Here is a 20,682-nt window from a genome sequence, read left to right on the forward strand (position 1 = left end):
AAACTAAGCCGCCGTTACACAGAGTTGATTTGTAGAGAGCTGGTGATAAAAAACCTTGAACCCAGCTAATTGCTTGGATCTATTCGCACTTCCTGCTGCGAACAGTTGTAGACCAAATTAGTCAGACCACTATAGCGCTTTTCACTCGACCTAGTTCGAGAATAAGGAGAGCAGCGCTAATTTAGTTTGATTAGCTGAGCGCACTAAACCACCTTCTAAACCATTTCACCGATAACTTATTCGTTTACGATGGAGAAGCCTTCGGCGGCATTAGTTTCTAAATAACCTTTGTGATACATATCTAGATACACCTCATGCTCTACCAAGCCAGCATCGGTGTCACATTTCACCATATACATGTCTAAAATAAACCCATACGGGCTGGGGCCCGCACTACCTAATCGATAGAAGTCGGCAACCGACATGCCATTGCTGCAAACAAGTCTAGATAAATACTCACGCTGACCACTCGGGCCGTCAGCGCGCACAGGGTTGTACTGCGAACCTAATGGCGCTTTCGCAATAGCCTCTAAGTCTGGTTCGATACAGCTAATTCCATTAAATAATTCATCAACTCCACACTCATCACTAGAAACCCTGTTGTTGGTCGTCGAAGCACAAGCCGTCAACAGACCAAACAGTAGAAAAGGTAATACAAGCTTCATTTTCGCTCCATCATTCATTCTCGTTTCAGGTAATCAAACTACTCATCAAGCTACTAGTCAAACTTAAATTATTTGATTCAAGCATCTGGAAATCTCATTTACAAAGCGCAAATGCCTGACCGCAGAGTTTATTAAGCTTCGCTATCGCTGAATGCTGTTTCAAGGTTAACATGGAGCGCCCAACTAATCTGCTATCAAGGTACCTCAATAATGCTGAAATCGATCAGGCTCGGCCTCACCTATGGCGCAACCGCATTGCTATTGCTGGCTTGCGACAAACCAGCGTCGACACCGAACACACAAGCGACTGATGCGGTCGTTGATTCAAGCGCCATCGCTGAAAGCTCTAACCGCGCTGACAACTCTGAGATCAACGAGTTCTTCCAAGCTGTGTATGACCGAGAGGTGTCACAGAACCCTGAGCGACAATCCGCACTCGGCTTGAAGACTGAAGATCAAGACAAATGGACTGATATCTCAGATGCCGCAGCCCAAGCTAATGTTGACGAAGCGAAAGCCGATTTAAACAAGCTCGCCGAATTTGATCGAGATGCGCTAACGCCGGATAACCAGCTCAGTGCTGACCTGTTCGCGTATCAATTCCAAGAAACTATCAATCAAGCCCCGTATCGAAAGCACGCCTATATTGTTGATCAGTTTCGCGGCCAAGTGACCGATAAAGTTAGCTTACTGCTCAATGCTCACAGCATCGATACCGTAAAGGATGCAGAAGATTACATAGCGCGAATCGAGGGCTTGCAAGACGTCTACGCAACCATGACTAAACAGCTAGCTGACCGCGCTGAATTTGGCGTAATGACGCCTGCATTTGCCTATTCAGATATGTTGAACGACATTGGCGGCTTGGGTAAAGGTGCACCAATCGAAGAGTCCGACCAAGCACACACTCTATTAGCCGATTTCACCACTAAGCTCGCAGAACTAACGGCTAGTGAAGAACAGAAAGACCAATTGACGGCACGTGCGAGTGCCGCAATTAGCGGCCCATTTAAGGCCGGAATCGACGCTCTCACGACTGAAATAAAGCGTCAGTCAACACTTGTAGACGGCAATAAGGGTGTGTGGTCGCTGCCCAATGGCGAGGCATTTTATCAAGCGCAAATCAAACGCTTCACCACACTCGATTTAACCGCAGATGAAGTGCACCAGCGAGGCTTAGCCGACGTCGAGCGAATTCATACTGAGATGCGTGGCATTATGCAGACACTCGGATTCGAAGGCAGCCTCCAGACTTCTTTAAATTTGTGCGCACCGATCCTAGCAACTTTTATAGCAATGACGATGCCGGTCGAGCTGCATTTTTAGCCGATGCACAACGCCAAACTGAAGAAATATTTACAGTCGCAGACCAGTATTTTAATAAGCTACCAAAAGCCAGCATGGAAGTACGTCGTGTGGAGCCATGGCGCGAAAATTCGACGTCGATTGCGTTTTATGAGTCGCCTTCCTTAGACGGCAGTCGGCCAGGTTATTACTACGCCAACCTTAAAGATATGAGCACCTATCAAATAAGCGTATCAACAGCCATCACTTATCATGAAGGCGTACCCGGACATCACTTTCAAATTGCGCTTTCACAAGAACTCACCGGATTACCGGACTTTCGCAAACACAGCTTTTACGGTGCCTATACCGAAGGTTGGGCCTTATATGCCGAACGCTTAGCCAAAGACATGGGGTTTTACCAAGACCCAATGAGTGATTTTGGCCGCCTACATGACGAAATTTGGCGGTCGGCTCGGTTAGTCATTGATACTGGTATTCATGCAAAACAGTGGACGCGGGAACAAGCCATCGACTACTTCCGCCAAAACACACCGCTTTCTGAAGGTGATATGGTCACCGAGGTAGAACGCTTTTTTGTTTGGCCTGGTCAAGCACTCGGCTATAAGATCGGCATGATGAAGATTCTAGAACTGCGCGCTCGAGCTAAACAACAACTTGGCGACAACTTTGATATTCGGGACTTTCATGATGTTGTGATTGGTAAGGGCGCTATGCCACTGCCAATATTGGAAGCACAGGTTGATGCGTATATCCAAGCCAAGCAGCAACCACAATAAAGCTTAACGTCATGGCTACCCTGTCCTAGGGTAGTCAATGGATATTAACGACTGAGCGTGTATTGAAAATACCATCAATACACGCTCTTTTTGTATCTAGCGAATAAACATTTAAGTTTAAGAACAAGCGCCCTTGCGCATGCGCATAGTACTCCCACGCGTCATTTCGACTTTGTCAGCCGTAACCGAAACAAGTTTGTGGGAACCTACGTCGGACATGATTAACTTATCATCTGCCACCGACCAAGTACCATCTTGCTTCCAAAACACATCTGACCACTTATAAGTCCCATCGTCATTCAGCGTGATGGTGACTTTTTCTTCAACGGTATTGCCCGCTCCTTCTTGTTCGTAAAAACACCAGATTCCATTCAAATCCTGAGATTCAAACGCACTGACTGAGTTAGACACCATCGCAAAAACGCACAGTGAGATTAGTTTTTTCATGTTTTTCCTTACTTATTTAGTCGGTATTGGGCTTAAGATATTAATACTAAGCAGCAGCGCTATTTTGTCATATTGCCGATGTATTTCACAGCCCAAGCCAGACCGTCGCCCTGCAAAATCTAACGCACGGTTAGGCAATAGAGTCTCAGCAAAAGGTACGACTCACTAGAATTCAGCGTATCGCGCTCATCCATAAAGTCGTACCCTCCGCCCGGACTAAAGCGCTTATTAGCCCAATTAAGCTGACATCAAGCTACAAGTCCAAGGCCGACATAGCCGCTTCTGGATAGCGCTCTCCGGCGATTAATTCCGGCGAGATAATTTGATTAACCTCATCCAACTCCGCAGTCGACAATTCAATTGACACCGCACCTGCATTCTCGACCAATCGTTGCACACTACGGGTTCCCGGAATCGGCACATAATGATCGCTTTGGTGCAGAATCCACGCCAACGCAAGTTGTGCGGCAGTGCATTGTTTAGCACTCGCTTGCTGCTTGATCTTATCTACCAATGCTAAGTTGTGATGAAAATTTTGTTCCGAAAAACGCGGGTTAGCTAGTCGCCAATCCCCTGCTTCAAGATCTGCTCGAGTTTTGATCGCACCGGTTAGAAACCCTCGACCAAGTGGGCTATACGACACCAGACCGACGCCCAATCGTTGGCATGCAGGTAAGATTTCCGCTTCGAGATGACGGCTCCACAATGAAAATTCGCTTTGTAATGCTGAAATCGGATGCACAACAGAGGCTCGCTCCAAGGTGTTCACGCCCGCCTCCGACAGGCCCAAATATTTTACCTTACCCTGCTTAACTAAGTCCGCCATGGCACCGACAGTATCTTCAATCGGCACGGACGGATCCATACGATGCTGATAGTACAAATCGATATGCTCCACTCCCAAGCGGGTTAAGCTCGCGTCACAAGCTTGCTGCACATATTCGGGGCGACCATTAACGCCCAAGAAATCGCCTTGCGGACTGCGCATGACACCGAACTTAGTTGCTAACGTAACCGTATTCCGGTGAGACGGATGCTGTGTGAAATAGCGACCCAGTAATTGCTCATTCGTGTGTGGCCCGTAGATATCAGAGGTGTCCCAAAATGTAACGCCCGACTCAATCGCTTGTGACAGTGTATTTAAAGAATCCTGCTCGTTATGACGACCGTAAAAATCGGACATCCCCATACATCCTAGCCCAATGCTCGAAACCTCAAGCCCCTGTGTACCAAGTAAACGTGTTTTCATTATTGCTCCTGAATTTAAATTTGCCCAGCGAGCCTACGCTACGAATTGCTTAGGCCGCCGGAGAGCGTAAATAATAGGGTTCGGCTGGCTACTGTTAATAGATCGTTCCTACTCGATACTTGCCTATTCCTCCAAAACTGACTTTTTAGACTCTGTCTTACCGGCGGCTCGTAGCATAATAATTACTTCTCATCACGGCACAGCGAAACCACATGAACCTGAATATTGAATTAGCCGCCCGAATTGACGAACTCACACCAACTGCAGGGGTTCACTCAACCTCAATAGACAACTTCAACTTGGTAAAGAACTATGCGGCAATGTCCGATCGCGTTCCGATTATCTACCAACCATGCATTTACATTGTGGTGCAAGGCAGTAAATCTGCGCTACTAGGCAGTGAAGTATTCGTGTACGACGCGCTAAATTATCTGGTGCTATCAGTTCCATTACCGCTCGAATGCCAAATCGAAACCGCCAGTGAAGACGCTCCTTACCTCGCGGTAAGAATCGACATTGATAGAGCTTTACTCAGCGAACTGATGGTTGAGACAGCCGCGAAACAACAGCCCGCGCCGTCAGCACCAAGCCCCGGCATCTTTGTATCAACGCTGAACCACGACATTCAATTAACGCTATCTCGCTTATTGTCTTATCTTCACAATGCGGAACAGGCCAAATTCTTGGGTAAATTAGCCATTAAGGAACTGCTATTTCATGTGTTGAATGGTGCTCAGGGAGATTTGCTAAGAGCTTTTGCACATCAAGACCGACAAAATTTTCAAATTGCCAAAGTCATCGGATTTATACAACAACAATATTCGAAAAATTTAGAAGTAGCCGATTTAGCGGCAATTGCCAGTATGAGCGAATCATCTTTCTATTCTTACTTCAAGACGGTCACTAGCTGCTCGCCCATTCAATACATTAAGGCTATTCGATTACACGCGGCCAGACGAAATATTCTGTTCGACAACTTCTCGGCCAGCGATGCCGCGTACAACGTGGGCTACTCCAGCCCATCACAATTTAGTCGAGAGTACCGCCGTTTTTTCGGCACACCGCCATCGGCTGATACTCAGACACACACAACTCAAACCAGTTAAGAGCCCACATCGAGAGTATCGCAACGCCTGACCAAACCTCTCATGTGGTGAATCAGTAAACGAAATTCGATCTGAATGGCAGTTTTCCCCAAGTTGCTAGGGCTCCCTATTTATTGGGAGGCTGGTACTTACACCTATAGCCCGAAATACACTTTTATTCCCTCTAACGCATTGGATGTCGCGACCGAAGCCAATATAAGACCCATGACTCGGCTGACTACACTGGCGCCACTTGCACCGATTAATCGGATAATGTGACTCGCCAATAACATCAAAATAAATACGACTAACAACACGCTTAGCATCACGCCAGCCGTGAGTGCTTGTTCACAAATGCTATAACGATTGTTTTCGGTTAGTAAAACGGCGGCCAACATTGCACCAGGACTCGCAATAGACGGAACCGCCAATGGAAATATCGCGGTTTCATGATGACTTTGCACCAGCTTCATCTCTTCGTCTGGTTTGCTTTCACCAAAAATCATTGTTAGCGCAAACAAAAATAGCACAATGCCCCCGGCAATCTGAAACGCCGGAAGCGGTATCGACATTGCGATCAGTATGTACTCGCCAGCCACTATAAAGAACAGGAGGATCATCGCGGCTACTAGGGTTGAAATAAGCGCAATCTTATTCCGAGCAGACTTGTTGAAGTGGGACGTCACCGCAATAAACACCGGCACCGTTCCAATGGGGTCTATCACCGCAAAGAACATAATGAAGGTTGCTAAATAATCTATCATTGTTGGGACCTCGTTATGTAGAGCACACGACATGAGCGCGAACATAGCAAACGTTCACGACATCTCCAGCGCTGGTTAACTGCTGTTACTGCCAGATAAGATCTCGATGTGATTGCGCACAATCACCAAGATACAAATTAATCAGACTTTGATATGGAACACTTTTATTCTTCAGCTAAGTCTTGAACATAGCTGAGCGTGTCTTGGTCAAGACGGATAGTGACCTGCTTCTTTGGCATTTTAGGGCAGGTGCTTTTGTTCTAAGTCGTCTGTGTCGCGCACTGCGAATGCTCTTATCGATTCTATGTTGAGGTTCAACGACCAGTTAAGTCGATAACTGTGTGGTCTCCTCTAACATATTGGCATACGAAAAGAGGATTAGATTCTATACGTTAGCCTGCTAAAAACGCTCATCTTCCTTAGAGAATTTTAGCTGGGCTTTTGATCGAGCGAAAACGCTGCGAAGACAAAGTCGACTGTTTCAGTCGGGGGTTACTCGGTGTCGCTGATTGAAGCGCATCCCTATGTTTAGAACCCCTTCAAAAACAACATCTTACGCCACCATTATAACGACGTTGTAAATACAATCAAGAACTTTGCCTCGCCGACGCTCACCAGCGCACCGCAAACTACCACGGCAGCCTAATGAACGTCGCATGTGACGTTTGGATACTCGAGTCTCGCGCGCTATCGATGCAGCTCTCCAGCTCGCTCTGGCTGATACGTTATTTCTTCAATTTTGACCTTGATCAATCCACCGCCAGGCTTGGGCCACTCAATCTCATCACCTTGCGATAGACCCAACAGCGCACTACCGACCGGAGCCAAAATGGATATTTTACTACCACTTTCATCGATATCTTTAGGGTAAACCAAGGTCAACACAAACTCTTCTTTAGACGACTCCACCGAAAATTTGACGGTTGAATTCATCGTTACAATGGTCGGCGGAACTTGCGGTGGATCAACAATATTAGCGCGCGTAAGCTCCTCTTCCAGCTCACTGACCCCCAATAAACTATTTTTTGGTAACGAATCGATTAATTTATACAGCCTATCTGCATCTAACGATGAAATAGTTATTTCTGGTCGCTTATTCATTTTCATCCTCAATAATTTCCCCATCAACCAATGGGTTTAGTGTTTGCTTAACGCGTTGCCTAAGTTACTTGTATATGACGGTTCCGTTCGCTAAATCAAGCGCCAACACGGCAGTCACTATCCTTTCAAAATGTAGTCAAATAATCGACTTAGAATTTGTGCCAGTTTCGTCGTCAAATAGCTAGATTGTACAGCGATCCCCGTCACGAGCATGTCATGTAAACCAGTAATAACTAGGCTAATTCTCGCGCGCTTTAGTAGGTTGCTTAATACTTATTAGATTGGCAAGAAGCATCAATCCACCACCCAAAATTAGCGACGCTTTTACTGGTTCAGCGTAAAGTAGAATTCCAACCAAACCAATTAGAGGGAGTCTAAGAAAATCGAGTGTAACAACCGTGGTTACTTCGGTGAACAGCATCGCTTTAGCCAAACAATAATGCGCCGAGAGCGCCGTTAGACCAATCACCAGCAACCATAGCCATTGCTCGCCAGCAGGCCATAGCCAATCTTCAAGTGACAATATTAGCCCTATAGGAAGTTGAATTAGGCACATGTAGAACAATATTGAAAACGCTGATTCAGAGACACTTAACGCCCTAGTCACGGTATACGAGATGGCATAGCAAATAGCGGCGGCAAGCACAATAAATGACGCCGAATCGATAATCGCATAGCCCGGCTGCACAATAATCAGCACACCAACGATACCCAGAGACACCGCCACGATTTTTCTAACCGTAATTTTCTCACGCAGAAAAATGGCCGCGATAATTAACGTCCATATTGGCACGGTAAATTCGAGAGCGAAAACTTCGGCCAACGGCAGTAAACCGATTCCTACAAACCATCCATATTGCCCAAAAAAGTGGAAAACATTTCTCAGTAGCGTCAGCCCAACCCTGTCAGTTCGAATAACGGTTTTTCGTCGGGACATCAGAAAAACTAGCAATAAGGCAAACAAGCCAATCGCGCTACGAAAAAACAGTGTTTGAAAAACCGACAATTCGCCACTTAGCTCTCTGGCTCCAATTGCCATTAAGCAGAACGAAACCAAGGTTCCAGACATCCATGCTACGGCGTGCATTGATCGTTAGCCCTGCATCCGAGTATGTGGTTCCCAGTAGGCCGGTTTAATTAACACGATACAACCGAGAATGCCGAGCCAATCGCGCTCGCTATGCCATTAATGATTTCGGTTGTGATACGCGCGCGGTTAAACACAATGTCGACTAAGCCGGCGAATATGACACCAATATAAGCGAGATAGCCGAACCCCATATAGTCGTTGTATAAAATCGTATAAAACCAATCCTGGCCGAACACATAGATCAACGACGATAACAACGTCGCGAACAACAGCAATACCCCGGGCAAGAACAAGTGGCTGATAGCCTGCGGTTTGGCAAAAGAAATCGCCAACAAAACAGTAAACATAACAAAGTTAGTTCCAAGAAAGATACGAAGATCAAATCTAAGATTACCAACAATCTCTAAATATTTACCCTTTACGATTTTCCCAAGCGTCTCTTGCGCGCTGTTAATATTCTTTATGCGCTCGAGATAAGCAGTGGTGATCGACTGCGTAATCGCCTTTTTCTTCTCACAGTCGTAACCACATAGAGAGGCGAGAACAGTAGCGATTCGTTCTGGCAAATTGTTATCAAGATCTTCTTGAATTTGCTCAGATTCCATGCCCAATTTTTCGGCCATCTCTAACGCTTTATTCGCCACAGTTGAGTCACTCAACAGTTGTTGCTTGGCCTGCACCTCCTTGGCTATTTGATATTTAACGAAATCTCTAGCAGACTCTTCAATCAGCTCAGGAGAAGCAAATGTAGCTGAAAAAAGAACGCCAAAAAGCAGCGCTCCCAATAATCCAATTGATCTTAGTGTAATGCTCATAGAGTCTTAGCCTATCGTGCTTTGTGTTTACTAGTTCAATATTTACCAGCTAAGGTGCATGTTGATGATTCGAAACGTTGTCAGCGCTACAGTACTGATTCAGGATAGTGTATATACGAAGCGATAGTGGCCAGCACAAAATTGTGAATCTGCTGCCACTGCCTTAAGTATTTTTGGTCATAATTAAATTCAATTCTCACTCCTTGCGTACCACCAAAATCGACTCGGTCTGCTTCGGGCCAGTTTGACGCCGGTATCACCATAGATGCATTACAACGACGCAAATTACAGCTTAGTACAATTGGTTTTTCCGATGGTGTGCGCAAATATGATTCGTTCACCACAAACATAGTGGGCTGTCTAGCTTGAATAGATTCCTCACTCTGATTTCCGTACTTCCGCCGATTAACATAGGCGCGCAAATGCACATCGGCAAAATCATCAACTTCTTGGTACTCCTTGTTTACGGAAAGCAGCACAAATGACTGATCACTCGATAACCCGCCGATTCGATATCGCAATACATCCGCACTATCTTGGGAGTTGAATTCAGCTAGGTTTTGCGTATTCCTAAATTGGAAGTCTGGAAGCAATACCTGCAAATTCACTCGGTCCCATATGGTTTTAGCCCACGGCTTATACGGATGTGCAATGCTTGCTAAGTGGTGTCGAGGAATCTCCAAATCCAATTTGATCGGCCGCAACGAGATTGCAACCGGCACGGTATTATTCGAGTTATCTGAAACTTCAAAATACTCAGCTTCTTCACTCAGGTCATGCGGACTTGGGGCATCACTACAAGCTCCTAGTAGTAATGCGGCGGCCAACAGTATCGGTCTTGCAGTCATAGTGTACAGCTCATATAGAAACACTTTACCTTGCAGCCCTTCGCGATTGATTCACCGCGTGGCTCACGAACTCAGTGAGAATACCCCAGCTGGAGAATGCTTCAAGAAGATTCCTGTATAACTTCTACGTTTGAGGAAAGGTCATAATGTTCAATGTATGAGACCAGCTCGTGTAAATTTTCTCTTTTTACAGTATCCAAAGGATGCTTATACGATGCCAACATTTCACGCTCATCTTCACTCTTATTTCGCTTGAGTAGAAGCATGATCTTTAACAAGGACATTAACACCTTCTCTTTGAGTGGTAGTCTGGCAAAATCAAATCCTCCGCGTAAATAAAAGAGCGGAAACTTCTTCTCATACTCGGAAAGTAAATTTTTATCCTTTATTTCTTCGACAACGCCTTCTTTGTTCGGAGTCGCGCCAACAGCATAAATAATGATGTGTTTATTCGCCATTTGGCTCAAATGCTGTTTGAAAATTTTGTAGCCATTTATTCCTACGGCGTGAAGGTTCCCTCCAAAAATTATCAGGTCATAGTTCCCAGCCAAACTAAAGTCAAAGCGATCTACCGGCACGCAATCCGCGCTGATTAATTCACCGATCATCTCGGCGTATCGCTTGGTATGCCCAGCAGTCGATTTATACAATACCAGTGCTTTCATTAGGTTGTCTCCCGAAGCGTTTCGATGTTTTTCATAGCGTCCGTTACAATGCAAGGTAGCGGATAAAATTCCATAGGCATACGCAAACGGAGCGCTACGGGTTCACGTCAAAATCCATAACCCCTCCATAAAGAGCGCGTCCAACCGCAAGTGAACTTTGATTTATTAACAAGCCCTCACGTATGTTTTTAGCTAACTAGCTGCCCTATTTGATTTCCAACTATGCCAATGAACATCACCATTGATGGATAGAAAGACAGTGTAAAGCCCAGCGCTCGTGATGGAGCACCGCTGTTGTAACCTACAAAGAATAATATACGACCTAGCCCAAAAGCCAAGGCAGCGAGCGGAACTGTCGACAGAAATTTCGCCGGCATCACAATTAACCACGCACCATATATCAGTGAAGCTAGCAAGGTTTGTTCGACGGTGTTCTGCAATAGAGCCTGCAATACTTTGGCCTGCTCTGACCCTCGTGACATACCCCCGCCATCAATATCTTCTGCCGTAAAAAAGCGATGCTTCGCTAAGCGACCAATAGCAATCGCCAGAAAAAAGGTTGGTATGATTAGGCTAACGGCTAGAATATTAAGTTTACTGACCAAGCTAATCGGCTCTTGATAGCCAAAAGGGTTTAAATATGACCCTAAGCCTACAATGCTAATAGCAATGATCATTCCGAACACCATTCCCTTCAACACGCCATGCTGTTTTTCCGTTAGTCGTCGCATACACTCCTCGTGATTCGTGGTGGCTAATAGGTACAAGGCCAATCGCTATGCAAAAATACGCAGTGGGCATAACACATCCATTTAAACTAGGTGTTAGCCAAATTCTGCATATCTCAATTTTAGTCGTTTATGACGATGCATAAATATTGAACGATAAACCGGTCTTAGTAGAGAGCCTATGCAAGGTATTTTAGTTGTGTAATACACAACATCTTTTACGTTGGCACCAGAGCCATGTTTGGTGATCGTACGCTGATGCGACCACACACTATTCAATAGCGTTTTCGATGACTCAGTAAAACCCGTGCCAGTAACAGATAAAAGCTTAAAACAATGACGATCAACCGGAAGAACACCAAACAACAACACCGTGCTTGTAAAAACATTTTCATGTGTCGGCCATAGAGTGATTGCGGTTGTAGCCCATTTTTCTGGCACCGACATTTGTATTATCGGCGCTAACTCGTAATTAACTCCAGACATGCTAAGCAGTTCTGCTTGAAGCTGCTCAGGAGTTACCGATAGAAATGTTTCAATTTCGAACTTTGGCATAGACTTCCTTGGTTCAGCGACCCCCTTTAAATTTTGTTACGTATTCGATTATAAACAATAATTTTTGAGCTTTTCTTCTCGACTGAGAATTGTCCTCTATCACCGTCGACAAACTTAAATGAAACTAACTCCGCAATAAGCGGTGGTTTTATTGAACTTTAAGGATTAAAAACACCGAAGAATACTATTAGATACAAAATTATAACGATTATCGAAAGAAAACATGGAATCAATGAAAACACTACGCCCAGATAGTTGCTATGCCCTGGTAAAAATTTATGAGCTAAATTGAAGGCTAATGCAGATGAAGCCACTAAGGAGCAAATCGTAAAAAGTAACCCGATATTAACGTACGTGTCTTCTGGACTCTTACCATATGCATGTACGTAAACACCCAAAGAAACCGCAAAGGTCACTAATGGGATCAGGTAAAGGATGATGAATTTGCCAATCACACTCATTTTTCGGTTCCATCCATAACGCCTCACATCAGAGGCCGAAGTGTCGTTATTTATTTTGTTGTAGCGTAGCGTGAAACAACAAAACTAACAACGGAGTGGAGGTCGCAGCAGCGTGGCGGCGAACTTGATGTAATTACTATGTTTGTAACCACTTATACATTACCAATGCATCTACGAACCCTCTAATAGGATGATTGAATGCATTAGGTAAACGGCCAACAGTCTCAAAGCCAAGTTTGCACCAAAGACGAACAGCCCCTTCATTGCTAGATGCCACGAAATTAAATTGCATTGCTTTGTACCCAAGCTCTAATGCCATTTTTTGCGAATGCTCGCACATTGATGTTGCCAGACCTTTGCCCCTTGCTTGGGAGGAAACCATATAACCACAATTACAAACGTGGCTGCCTGGGCCAGCTTGATTTGTTTTTAAGTAATACGTGCCCAAAATCTTACCGTCTTCTTCAAAAACGTAGGTCTTACGTGGAGCTTCCAACCAAATTTTCTCAGCCTGCTTTTTGGTCGTACTCGTTTCATAAGCATATGTTTCACCAGCCAACACGATCTCATGAAACATTGGCCATATTGAGTCCCAGTCTGACTTTGTTGCTTCTCTGATTTTCATCGTTTCATTGTTCGTAAAACATCACGCCCAGCCAAGGAGTGCGAAAACATGAGCGTCCACCAAAACCGAAGGCGAAAAAATTTTGGCTCCTTGTTAAATTTCTATGCACACTCATCGAGAATTGGGCTGACTTTACTCTCATCTGGTGAGGGGAAAGGCTCCTTAAAAGTAAAAGCCTTTTCGGTCGGCCCACCCTTTGTAAGCAATTCAAGTTTTTCTTTTGCTTCTTCTAATGTAGGGGTATGGCCCGCTGGAACCCACCAAAGAACTAAGTAGAAATCAATTTTATCAAACCATTCACCCCTTCGACGCATGATTTCTCGATGCTCTTTGTTCCTGTAAACGAAAGCTCCAAGAGAGTTGAGGTCAGTCCATAAAGACATATTGGAAGCTATATTGGGATCGTCAAAAGCCTGCACGTCCATCGCATCATTACCTTCGCCAGTAAAGCGCCAAACAAAACCTTCTTGAGTTTCAGCGATGGCATTAACTCTATCCAAATTATCAATAAACTCCTTATTATCTGGATGTTCTTTAGGTAGACGAAAAAGAGCTATATTCAATTGTGCCAAATGGTATTTCATTAATCACCTCTTGTGTGTAAATCCAACGCCTAACGCAGCCGCGCATTTATGCGTCGGCTGCCTCTCTTTGTTATAGGGTAACACACGACAAGTTAGAGACCAGTTCTCGAAATAATGTACTAATAAAGATTTTAAATACTTGCCAGCTTTTTAGACGAACGTGAGTCCAACGCGCCGGAAATACGCGTCAGAATAATAGCCAACGCAACAATCAGCGCCCCAATCCAGGGAGTGTCCATTAGCGACATATCCTCGACCACTAAACCTCCTATCAACGAGCCTAACGCGATACCGATGTTAAAGGCGGCAATATTCAAACCCGAGGCCACATCCACTGCATTGGGTGTGTACTTCTGAGCTAGCTGTACCACGTACACCTGCAGGCCGGGCACATTGCCAAAGGCGAAAGCCCCCCAAACAAGTATCGTTAGCACGGCCAATATTGGATTGCTCGCCGTAAAGGTAAAGGCCAATAACACCAACGTTAAGGCGCTAAAAATTATGCTTAGCGCTTTTATCGGGCCTTGGGAATCAGCAAGCTTGCCACCCCAGATATTGCCGACTGCAACAGAGACACCATATACCAACAGTACCAGCGCAATTGCATTTGAGCTAAAGCCGCTCACCTGCTCCAGAATCGGTGCAAGATAGGTAAAGGCCGTAAAGGTACCACCGTAGCCTAACGCGGTGATGAGGTAGACCAACAACAGGCGCGGCTCCATCAATACCTGAAGTTGTTCACGCAGTTTTGCAGGTGCGGATTGCTTTAGGTTCTTCGGGACCAACAAGGCGCTGCCAATAAACGCGATTAAGCCCAGCAAGGAAACGACTAAAAAAGTCGCGCGCCAGCCAAAATTCTGACCAATCAAGGTGCCCAAGGGCACACCGGTTACTAGGGCTACCGTAAGCCCAGTAAACATGATGGCGATGGCGCTAGCTTCCTTGTCCTTACTCACTAAGCCTGTGGCAATCGTAGAGCCGATGGCGAAGAAAACGCCATGGGCTAAGCCGGTAAGAATTCTGGCGATTATCAAGCTTTGGTAACTCGGTGCCTGCCAAGCGAAGAGGTTGCCGACCACAAAAAGCGCCATCAAACTTAGCAGCACCGTTTTACGCGGCCAACGACCGGTTAAGGCTGTGAGCACAGGGGCGCCAATAGCCACGCCCACGGCATAGAGACTCACCAGCAGGCCAGCCGATGGTAGGGATACACCCAGATCTTGGGCGATGGTGGGCACTAATCCGACGATTACAAACTCGGTGGTACCTATTGCAAATGCACTCAGGGTGAGTGCCCATAAAGCTAATGGCATGACATAACTCCTATATTGATTTGCGGTGGAGTATGCGGGAATATATTATTGCGAAAAACAACGTAATATATAAAACACTATTACACTTATGACAAATATATCCAAAACAGATGACCTGGTTATTCTGCTGGCTGTCTTCGATCTCGGCGGCTTCTCAGCAGCAGCTAAAACCCTCAATCACCCGGTTGCCAAAGTCACCCGTGCCATTCAGCGGCTCGAGCAACGACTCGATACCAACTTATTCAATCGCACCACGCGAAAAGTGGAACCCACTGAAGAATGTTTGGATTTTGTGCGGCAGGTGCGCGAGGGCCTGAGACACTTAGAGCAGGCGGAGGAAACGCTGCAATTACAAAAACGTGTGCCGTCTGGTTGGCTGCGAGTAGATGCTGCTAGCCCATTTATGCTGCACCAAATAGTCCCCTTAATGGCAGAGTTCCAGCAGCTATATCCGCTAGTTAAATTAGAACTAGTATCGAACGATAATTTTATCAACTTGATCGAGAAGCGGACCGATGTTGCTATCCGGATTGGCAAACTCGATGACTCCAACCTACACGCCACCAAATTGGGCCGCAGCCCTATGCGTCTGCTGGCTAGTCCCAATTACCTAAAGACCTACGGCACGCCGCAGTCCGTAAATGATCTGCAGCATCACCAGCTGATCGGCTTTTCTCGAGGCAGCTCCCTGAATAACTGGCCACTATCAGAACCGTTGGAGATAAACCCATCGATCGCTGCCAGCAGTGGGGAAACGCTGCTTCAACTGTGTCTGGGTGGCCACGGTATAGCGTTAATCTCAAATTTTATGGTTGGTGAGTATTTAAAGAACGGAGAGCTGATTGAAGTACTGCCTGGTGTCGTTGAGCAGAGCAGTTCACGTCATGATGTGCACGCGGTGTTTTATCGCAACACCGCGCTGTCAAAACGCATATCCGTATTTATTGAATTTTTAAAAGCACGCTTGAGCCTATGAACTAGCAGCTAACAAATCATAGGCCAAAATTGACGAGCCTGAAATTCATTACACATAACATAAAAAATTTCACAACAATTCCTATGACATGTAGCGCCAACATCAGCGCCAATTGACAAAGACTTGGGTGTGACACTGCCAGCTTCCATGGCTTAGTAAACCTGTCCGTTGTAGGTTTTTGTTACGTCGCCGGCTAACTCTCTTGTTTGGCATTAAACAATCGCCATGCCATGAACGCAACGAAATTTATTATCGCCAAGCTTGATAGTGATGGTATAACGGCCGACGTGCCAAACTCATTCCCCAGCGCAACACTAATAACAATCTTTGCTAGAGTACCAATATTGATTAGGACCAATCCAAGCCAATAACTTCGGTACCAGATAGCCGAAAACAATCCAATCAGAAATAAAACCACAGCCACCAACAGCGAAATTAGGGGAACAATAGAGTTGTTTGAAAAAAACAACTGTTTTTCCCATTCAAGATATCCGCTTACATGCTCTGGTACGTTCTCTGGCGCAGCAAACCAGAATAAGCTGCATAAAAGCAGCGCCATAAATCCAACGATCAGCCAGAGCTTGCGGCGATAGGCGTAGTAGCACGCAGGAATAAGAAACAATGGGCGGGAGTACCAAGAGAACTGGTTCTGATGTCGACCCCATACCCAATGGGCAATGTTCTCACCAGCGAGATGTGCATTGACCAATAATGCTATCGAGTACAACAATAACAGCACGACACTGAAAGCTACAAACTTGTCAAAAGAGGTCCAAGATTTCATTGAATATCCAAGTGCTAGCGACAAAACGCTGTTAAAACGGGCGCGCGCTTTTTGCGCATCCGAATGAACGTAGTGAAATACAGTTTCTAAGCCTGTTATATGCAACAGGCGTAAACAGCCTAAAACATTGTATTATCATTTTTTGATTTTTCCGGGACAGGTTGATTTACACCCCAATGCTCGACAATCTTTCCCTCTTTCATCCTGAATATATGAATGCCAGCACCGCCATGAGAGTCTGGCGTATGTTTTACATGCAGGTGAATCCAAACAAGGTCGCCTTCGGAAGCAGTTCGTTTAATAGACATTGAAAGTTCAGGATACTTCTTAAATCGTTTTTCAAATAAGCTCAATAGTGCTTCTCGCCCATCCTGAATGTTAGGGGCGTGCTCAATAAAGTTTTCACTGTAGCATTCGTTACGCAAAATGCTTATCCGGTGCGAAGCTTCTAAGTCGGGCCTATTTTCTAGTATATCCATACAATAGACTGCCTGTCTCAGGTTGGATTCTTCTAAATTAGTTCTTCTGCCTTCTTTCGCATCCAGTGTACCCATTAAAAAAAACGAGAATGCCACCAAAATTAATATATTAGTTGGAGTGTTCATTTCTACCTCGTATGTAATCCATAGTCAGAATTTGAATGCATATAACACCAAGCCAGGGTCGGCGCGAAGCAGGCCATCCCGCGGAGAAAACTTGTTATACAGCTTTCTCTCACCCTAGATGTTTATGTTTAGAAATGTATTCTTCCTCTTGTTTTGTGCTTCTGATATGCCGCACCTATTTTCAGTTTTGTAAGCTTGTATCGCGGCAAGCTTATCTCCAGAATTTAACCGATTTCCACCAAGGTAAAGTAGTAGACGAAGATAGATCGTTTTGCTCTAAAGCACAATATACCCATATCTGTGAAGTGAATTCACTATCACCGATATCACACGTATTGACTAAAAATATATTTTTCTTTTCATGGGTTCCTTTTATCCATAGCGTAAAATCTGTTTTGCTTCCAATACGCAAATTATCAATTTCACTCGCAACGCCAATACCCCAATGACCTTCATGTAAAGAACCGGTAATTTGTGGTTCTCGGTAACGCTTAGACAATGTTTGTACGTATGACTGATATCTTTGATTGAAAGAAGTAATCATTTTTTCTGGAGCCCCATTCTCCGTATGACGAGGATCGAGTTCGGACATATGATCAAAGCATAATGTAGAAGTCGCCCCACAAAGCATACTATCTCGATTAAAATCGTAATCAGACAAATCAGGTATTTCGTAGGGGCTAGAGCGTTCCGAGTGACCATTCTCGAGTATTGGAACCAATTTTCGAGGGGGTTCTAGAAGTAAACTTTCGACAATGTCGACGATATTATCCACTATTTTTTAACTCCAGTGCGTATAGCGCCGCCCTAAAAGGCGATCTTGCGAGTCCAGCACAACGTGCTTTTTGTTGTGCGATTTTTAATGGCCTTGTTATGAGTTCTTAGTCCACTCATATTCCATTTGCCTTGCTGTTTTTACCGCTAGTTCTAAATTAGTGAGTTTTGAAACTAAATGGAGACTCATGTCGATACCTGCTGAAATACCACCAGAGGTAATATATTTTCCTTCGTCCACCCATCTTTGAGAATCGACAACGGTTAAATCTGGAAATGATTTTCGTAAATCATCAATATCTTCCCAGTGGGTAGTAACCTTTAGATTTGAGAGCAAACCAGCTTTTGCAAGAATAAAGGCGCCAGTACAAACGGATGCAACAGTTTTTGCATTTTTTGCTGTTTTACATACCCAATTTATAACAGATGGTTTTCTTAATTCTTCAGTGTGGATACCACCAACTACAATTAGTATATCTATATCAGGGTTGTCAGTAATACTATAATGAGGAAGAATTTTATAGCCACCCCTAGCATTTACTGGATCTTTCCCCTCAGCCAAGAGAAAAACATTAAAAATATCTTTTGGTTCAGATAACCTACTTGCTGTAGAAAACACTTCAAATGGACCAGAAAAATCTAGTACTTCAGCATTTTCGTAAATATATATTCCTACATTCAATGTTTGGCTCTCCTGAACTCATAACGCCGCAGCAAGCTGCGGCTATGTAGCGAAGCAGCCGTCCCGCGGAGCCAGCTTGCTGGCGGAGTGAACTTTGACGCCTTGTTAGATGCTTTTCGCATTAGTGCTTTTGTACTTTTTGATAATGGCAACTCTCATATTTAAGACCTTTGGCTCCTCGTGTTCTGAGTTCGCGAATGCTAAATGGTATACGATCTTTACGTCCGCAACACAGGTGTTAATTTTTTCAAATGGTAAAACTGTTTCAATGTGATAGTCGTGCATCATTGTCATTCCATCAAATTCACACTCTATCTCGTGCCCGATTGAGATTGATTGACACTCGTGCTCTTTTTCTCCAGGAACGTATATCCAACATCCGATGTCCCTTAGATAAGCTGATAATGAAAAGCCGATGTTTGTGGGAATGAGCAGATACCCTCTAGCGTGCAAAGAGATATTTCCGCTTTTTTTCTTGTACGCATTAAAAACAATTCCTGAAAAATCAATCATGCATCTAACGCCACCATAAACGGATGCCGAAGCAACGCGTAGGCAGTCCGGTGGAAGCCGCGCTTTTTGCGGCTGGAACGTATTTGATGGGCTTGTTATGCATTTGAGCAAAATACTGAAACATCATTTAAGTATTACTCACTTTCATATTTTATCCACCAGTTATGCATTTCTTTAAACATACGACTTAAAGCTATTGCTTTTTTTGTTGCAGTATACTCAACTCGAGGGGGAACCTCGGGGTAAATCTTACGGCTAACAAGGCCATCTTTTTCCAATGCGCGTAGTTGGCTCGTTAACATCGTTTGAGTAATTCCATCAATCTTTCTACGTAGCTCATTAAACCGTTTCATGCCATGAAAAATCAAAATTTGAAGAATTATAAGTTTCCATTTACCGCCAATTAACTTTGCAATATCGGGCATTGGACACAACTCTCCATTTGATTCTTTATCAGCTTTCTTTTTGGACACTTTTTTATCCTTAGTATTGTTTTTGATGCTATACACTATAAAACTGCCTTCTTGTAATATCATACCATAGCTATAAACTACAGATAAATCTATTCATGAACAAAGGCAGGCAGATGGCGATAAAACTTTACACTATAAGCGGAGCACCGAGGGGATGGCGTGTTCTTATCGGGTTAACGTTGAAAGACCTTGAATATAATATTCATTATTTGCAAGGCTCAAAGCAAGAACATAAACAAACCGAATTCCTTAAAATAAACCCAAGAGGAATGATTCCTGTTATTGAGCATAATGGAACGATAATCCATGACTCTATTGCGATATTGGCTTGGCTAGATAGAGAATACCCAAAAAAACCTTTATTTGGAGAGACAAATGATGAAGCTAAAAATATTTGGCAAATCACTATGGAAGGCTGTGATCACCTACGTAACGCTACAAATAAACTACTACGACCTATTCTAGTTGAAAACGTTAACTTGCCGAATAGTAACAGTGAAGCAATGAATACTTTACAAGCGGCAAGTGAAAAGATGCATGCTGAGTGCGCTTATCTAGAAAAATTATTAGCCAGAAATCTTTTCCTTGCAGGAGAAAACCCTAGTGCAGCAGAAGCAATCGTATTTCCTGAAATTCGCCTCGTAAAGCGAGCTATTGAGCGAAAGCCTGACCTTATGGGCGCAATAGGGTTTGACCATTTTGACGAACATTATCCAATGCTATTTGCGTGGAGAGAGAGAATCGAAGCGCTACCAAACATGAATAAAACTCTACCCTATCATTGGAACGAATAATG

Annotated in this window: 23 protein-coding genes and 2 pseudogenes; 4 read left to right on the forward strand and 21 right to left on the reverse strand. The window is 44.4% G+C overall.

The features are described 5' to 3' along the window. Positions 1-236 precede the first annotated feature (236 nt). Entirely contained in the window at positions 237-665 is a 429-nt protein-coding gene (locus DFR28_RS05180) for a hypothetical protein (RefSeq protein ID WP_113953426.1), read from the reverse strand. Positions 666-875: 210 nt separating this feature from the next. On the opposite strand from DFR28_RS05180, the pseudogene DFR28_RS19920 reads away from it, so the two are divergent. Then, positions 876-2,749 (forward strand): annotated as a pseudogene (locus tag DFR28_RS19920) (DUF885 domain-containing protein). 117 nt (positions 2,750-2,866) lie between these two features. On the opposite strand, the gene DFR28_RS05195 reads toward DFR28_RS19920, so the two are convergent. Together DFR28_RS05195 and DFR28_RS05200 are read right to left on the reverse strand one after the other, a co-directional pair. Next, positions 2,867-3,196 (reverse strand): hypothetical protein, encoded by a 330-nt coding sequence (locus DFR28_RS05195; protein WP_113953208.1) that lies wholly within the window; start codon positions 3,194-3,196, stop codon positions 2,867-2,869. 253 nt (positions 3,197-3,449) lie between these two features. After that, the gene (locus tag DFR28_RS05200) at positions 3,450-4,445 is read right to left on the reverse strand and encodes an aldo/keto reductase (RefSeq protein ID WP_113953209.1); all 996 of its coding nucleotides are present in this window, start codon (positions 4,443-4,445) and stop codon (positions 3,450-3,452) included. Positions 4,446-4,657: 212 nt separating this feature from the next. On the opposite strand from DFR28_RS05200, the gene DFR28_RS05205 reads away from it, so the two are divergent. Beyond that, positions 4,658-5,551, forward strand: a complete 894-nt coding sequence (locus DFR28_RS05205; protein WP_113953210.1) for an AraC family transcriptional regulator — start codon at positions 4,658-4,660, stop codon at positions 5,549-5,551. Between the two features lie 134 nt (positions 5,552-5,685). Here the strand turns inward: DFR28_RS05205 and DFR28_RS05210 are convergent, their stop codons facing one another. The 12 genes and pseudogenes from DFR28_RS05210 to DFR28_RS05260 all read right to left on the reverse strand — a co-directional run bounded on the left by DFR28_RS05210 (position 5,686) and on the right by DFR28_RS05260 (position 15,079). After that, positions 5,686-6,294: a MarC family protein gene (locus DFR28_RS05210; protein ID WP_113953211.1), complete on the reverse strand. Its 609-nt coding sequence runs from the start codon at positions 6,292-6,294 to the stop codon at positions 5,686-5,688. Positions 6,295-6,379: 85 nt separating this feature from the next. Then, positions 6,380-6,533, reverse strand: a pseudogene (locus tag DFR28_RS20035) (CopG family antitoxin). Between the two features lie 448 nt (positions 6,534-6,981). Continuing rightward, positions 6,982-7,395 (reverse strand): nucleoside diphosphate kinase regulator, encoded by a 414-nt coding sequence (gene rnk, locus DFR28_RS05215; RefSeq protein ID WP_113953427.1) that lies wholly within the window; start codon positions 7,393-7,395, stop codon positions 6,982-6,984. A gap of 238 nt (positions 7,396-7,633) precedes the next feature. Beyond that, positions 7,634-8,482 (reverse strand): DMT family transporter, encoded by an 849-nt coding sequence (locus tag DFR28_RS05220; protein ID WP_211316868.1) that lies wholly within the window; start codon positions 8,480-8,482, stop codon positions 7,634-7,636. A gap of 50 nt (positions 8,483-8,532) precedes the next feature. Further along, positions 8,533-9,300, reverse strand: a complete 768-nt coding sequence (locus DFR28_RS05225; protein ID WP_113953213.1) for a hypothetical protein — start codon at positions 9,298-9,300, stop codon at positions 8,533-8,535. Positions 9,301-9,386: 86 nt separating this feature from the next. Continuing rightward, positions 9,387-10,148: a hypothetical protein gene (locus DFR28_RS05230; protein WP_147250933.1), complete on the reverse strand. Its 762-nt coding sequence runs from the start codon at positions 10,146-10,148 to the stop codon at positions 9,387-9,389. Between the two features lie 101 nt (positions 10,149-10,249). Beyond that, positions 10,250-10,813: a flavodoxin domain-containing protein gene (locus DFR28_RS05235; RefSeq protein WP_113953215.1), complete on the reverse strand. Its 564-nt coding sequence runs from the start codon at positions 10,811-10,813 to the stop codon at positions 10,250-10,252. A 188-nt stretch (positions 10,814-11,001) separates the two neighbouring features. Then, positions 11,002-11,544 (reverse strand): MAPEG family protein, encoded by a 543-nt coding sequence (locus DFR28_RS05240; RefSeq protein WP_113953216.1) that lies wholly within the window; start codon positions 11,542-11,544, stop codon positions 11,002-11,004. A 93-nt stretch (positions 11,545-11,637) separates the two neighbouring features. Further along, positions 11,638-12,096 (reverse strand): hypothetical protein, encoded by a 459-nt coding sequence (locus DFR28_RS05245; protein WP_113953217.1) that lies wholly within the window; start codon positions 12,094-12,096, stop codon positions 11,638-11,640. 597 nt (positions 12,097-12,693) lie between these two features. After that, positions 12,694-13,182, reverse strand: coding sequence for a GNAT family N-acetyltransferase (locus DFR28_RS05250; RefSeq protein WP_113953218.1), 489 nt, complete (start codon positions 13,180-13,182; stop codon positions 12,694-12,696). Between the two features lie 101 nt (positions 13,183-13,283). Then, positions 13,284-13,766, reverse strand: a complete 483-nt coding sequence (locus DFR28_RS05255) for a DUF3291 domain-containing protein (protein ID WP_113953219.1) — start codon at positions 13,764-13,766, stop codon at positions 13,284-13,286. 131 nt (positions 13,767-13,897) lie between these two features. Continuing rightward, entirely contained in the window at positions 13,898-15,079 is a 1,182-nt protein-coding gene (locus tag DFR28_RS05260) for an MFS transporter (protein WP_113953220.1), read from the reverse strand. An 88-nt stretch (positions 15,080-15,167) separates the two neighbouring features. Here DFR28_RS05260 and DFR28_RS05265 point away from each other — a divergent pair, with 88 nt between their 5' ends. Then, complete coding sequence (locus tag DFR28_RS05265; protein ID WP_113953221.1) at positions 15,168-16,055, forward strand: LysR family transcriptional regulator; 888 nt, start codon at positions 15,168-15,170, stop codon at positions 16,053-16,055. A gap of 193 nt (positions 16,056-16,248) precedes the next feature. On the opposite strand, the gene DFR28_RS05270 is transcribed toward DFR28_RS05265, so the two are convergent. The 6 genes from DFR28_RS05270 to DFR28_RS05295 form a co-directional block, all read right to left on the reverse strand. Beyond that, positions 16,249-16,839, reverse strand: a complete 591-nt coding sequence (locus tag DFR28_RS05270; protein ID WP_113953222.1) for a hypothetical protein — start codon at positions 16,837-16,839, stop codon at positions 16,249-16,251. A gap of 119 nt (positions 16,840-16,958) precedes the next feature. Continuing rightward, entirely contained in the window at positions 16,959-17,444 is a 486-nt protein-coding gene (locus DFR28_RS05275) for a nuclear transport factor 2 family protein (protein WP_113953223.1), read from the reverse strand. Between the two features lie 211 nt (positions 17,445-17,655). After that, positions 17,656-18,219: a hypothetical protein gene (locus DFR28_RS05280; RefSeq protein WP_113953224.1), complete on the reverse strand. Its 564-nt coding sequence runs from the start codon at positions 18,217-18,219 to the stop codon at positions 17,656-17,658. 96 nt (positions 18,220-18,315) lie between these two features. Further along, positions 18,316-18,900, reverse strand: coding sequence for a DJ-1/PfpI family protein (locus tag DFR28_RS05285; RefSeq protein WP_113953225.1), 585 nt, complete (start codon positions 18,898-18,900; stop codon positions 18,316-18,318). Positions 18,901-19,005: 105 nt separating this feature from the next. Beyond that, positions 19,006-19,413, reverse strand: a complete 408-nt coding sequence (locus tag DFR28_RS05290; protein WP_113953226.1) for a hypothetical protein — start codon at positions 19,411-19,413, stop codon at positions 19,006-19,008. Between the two features lie 134 nt (positions 19,414-19,547). Further along, the gene (locus DFR28_RS05295) at positions 19,548-19,838 is read right to left on the reverse strand and encodes a winged helix-turn-helix transcriptional regulator (RefSeq protein WP_113953428.1); all 291 of its coding nucleotides are present in this window, start codon (positions 19,836-19,838) and stop codon (positions 19,548-19,550) included. 161 nt (positions 19,839-19,999) lie between these two features. Here DFR28_RS05295 and DFR28_RS05300 point away from each other — a divergent pair, with 161 nt between their 5' ends. Then, positions 20,000-20,680, forward strand: a complete 681-nt coding sequence (locus DFR28_RS05300) for a glutathione S-transferase family protein (protein ID WP_113953429.1) — start codon at positions 20,000-20,002, stop codon at positions 20,678-20,680. Positions 20,681-20,682 lie beyond the last annotated feature (2 nt).

The sequence above is a fragment of the Arenicella xantha genome, from assembly GCF_003315245.1.
Classification (GTDB): Bacteria; Pseudomonadota; Gammaproteobacteria; order Arenicellales; family Arenicellaceae; genus Arenicella; species Arenicella xantha.

What these genes read in the sequence shown, in the direction of transcription:
- DFR28_RS05260 (WP_113953220.1), bottom strand. Translation starts at nt 15,079, where the DNA reads ATGCCATTAGCTTTATGGGCACTCACCCTGAGTGCATTTGCAATAGGT.
- DFR28_RS05250 (WP_113953218.1), bottom strand. Translation starts at nt 13,182, where the DNA reads ATGAAAATCAGAGAAGCAACAAAGTCAGACTGGGACTCAATATGGCCA.
- DFR28_RS05290 (WP_113953226.1), bottom strand. Translation starts at nt 19,413, where the DNA reads ATGATTGATTTTTCAGGAATTGTTTTTAATGCGTACAAGAAAAAAAGC.
- DFR28_RS05210 (WP_113953211.1), bottom strand. Translation starts at nt 6,294, where the DNA reads ATGATAGATTATTTAGCAACCTTCATTATGTTCTTTGCGGTGATAGAC.
- DFR28_RS05255 (WP_113953219.1), bottom strand. Translation starts at nt 13,766, where the DNA reads ATGAAATACCATTTGGCACAATTGAATATAGCTCTTTTTCGTCTACCT.
- DFR28_RS05180 (WP_113953426.1), bottom strand. Translation starts at nt 665, where the DNA reads ATGAAGCTTGTATTACCTTTTCTACTGTTTGGTCTGTTGACGGCTTGT.
- DFR28_RS05220 (WP_211316868.1), bottom strand. Translation starts at nt 8,482, where the DNA reads ATGCACGCCGTAGCATGGATGTCTGGAACCTTGGTTTCGTTCTGCTTA.
- DFR28_RS05205 (WP_113953210.1), top strand. Translation starts at nt 4,658, where the DNA reads ATGAACCTGAATATTGAATTAGCCGCCCGAATTGACGAACTCACACCA.
- rnk (WP_113953427.1), bottom strand. Translation starts at nt 7,395, where the DNA reads ATGAATAAGCGACCAGAAATAACTATTTCATCGTTAGATGCAGATAGG.
- DFR28_RS05300 (WP_113953429.1), top strand. Translation starts at nt 20,000, where the DNA reads ATGGCGATAAAACTTTACACTATAAGCGGAGCACCGAGGGGATGGCGT.
- DFR28_RS05245 (WP_113953217.1), bottom strand. Translation starts at nt 12,096, where the DNA reads ATGCCAAAGTTCGAAATTGAAACATTTCTATCGGTAACTCCTGAGCAG.
- DFR28_RS05235 (WP_113953215.1), bottom strand. Translation starts at nt 10,813, where the DNA reads ATGAAAGCACTGGTATTGTATAAATCGACTGCTGGGCATACCAAGCGA.
- DFR28_RS05295 (WP_113953428.1), bottom strand. Translation starts at nt 19,838, where the DNA reads ATGCCCGATATTGCAAAGTTAATTGGCGGTAAATGGAAACTTATAATT.
- DFR28_RS05265 (WP_113953221.1), top strand. Translation starts at nt 15,168, where the DNA reads ATGACAAATATATCCAAAACAGATGACCTGGTTATTCTGCTGGCTGTC.
- DFR28_RS05270 (WP_113953222.1), bottom strand. Translation starts at nt 16,839, where the DNA reads ATGAAATCTTGGACCTCTTTTGACAAGTTTGTAGCTTTCAGTGTCGTG.
- DFR28_RS05225 (WP_113953213.1), bottom strand. Translation starts at nt 9,300, where the DNA reads ATGAGCATTACACTAAGATCAATTGGATTATTGGGAGCGCTGCTTTTT.
- DFR28_RS05240 (WP_113953216.1), bottom strand. Translation starts at nt 11,544, where the DNA reads ATGCGACGACTAACGGAAAAACAGCATGGCGTGTTGAAGGGAATGGTG.
- DFR28_RS05230 (WP_147250933.1), bottom strand. Translation starts at nt 10,148, where the DNA reads ATGACTGCAAGACCGATACTGTTGGCCGCCGCATTACTACTAGGAGCT.
- DFR28_RS05275 (WP_113953223.1), bottom strand. Translation starts at nt 17,444, where the DNA reads ATGAACACTCCAACTAATATATTAATTTTGGTGGCATTCTCGTTTTTT.
- DFR28_RS05195 (WP_113953208.1), bottom strand. Translation starts at nt 3,196, where the DNA reads ATGAAAAAACTAATCTCACTGTGCGTTTTTGCGATGGTGTCTAACTCA.
- DFR28_RS05200 (WP_113953209.1), bottom strand. Translation starts at nt 4,445, where the DNA reads ATGAAAACACGTTTACTTGGTACACAGGGGCTTGAGGTTTCGAGCATT.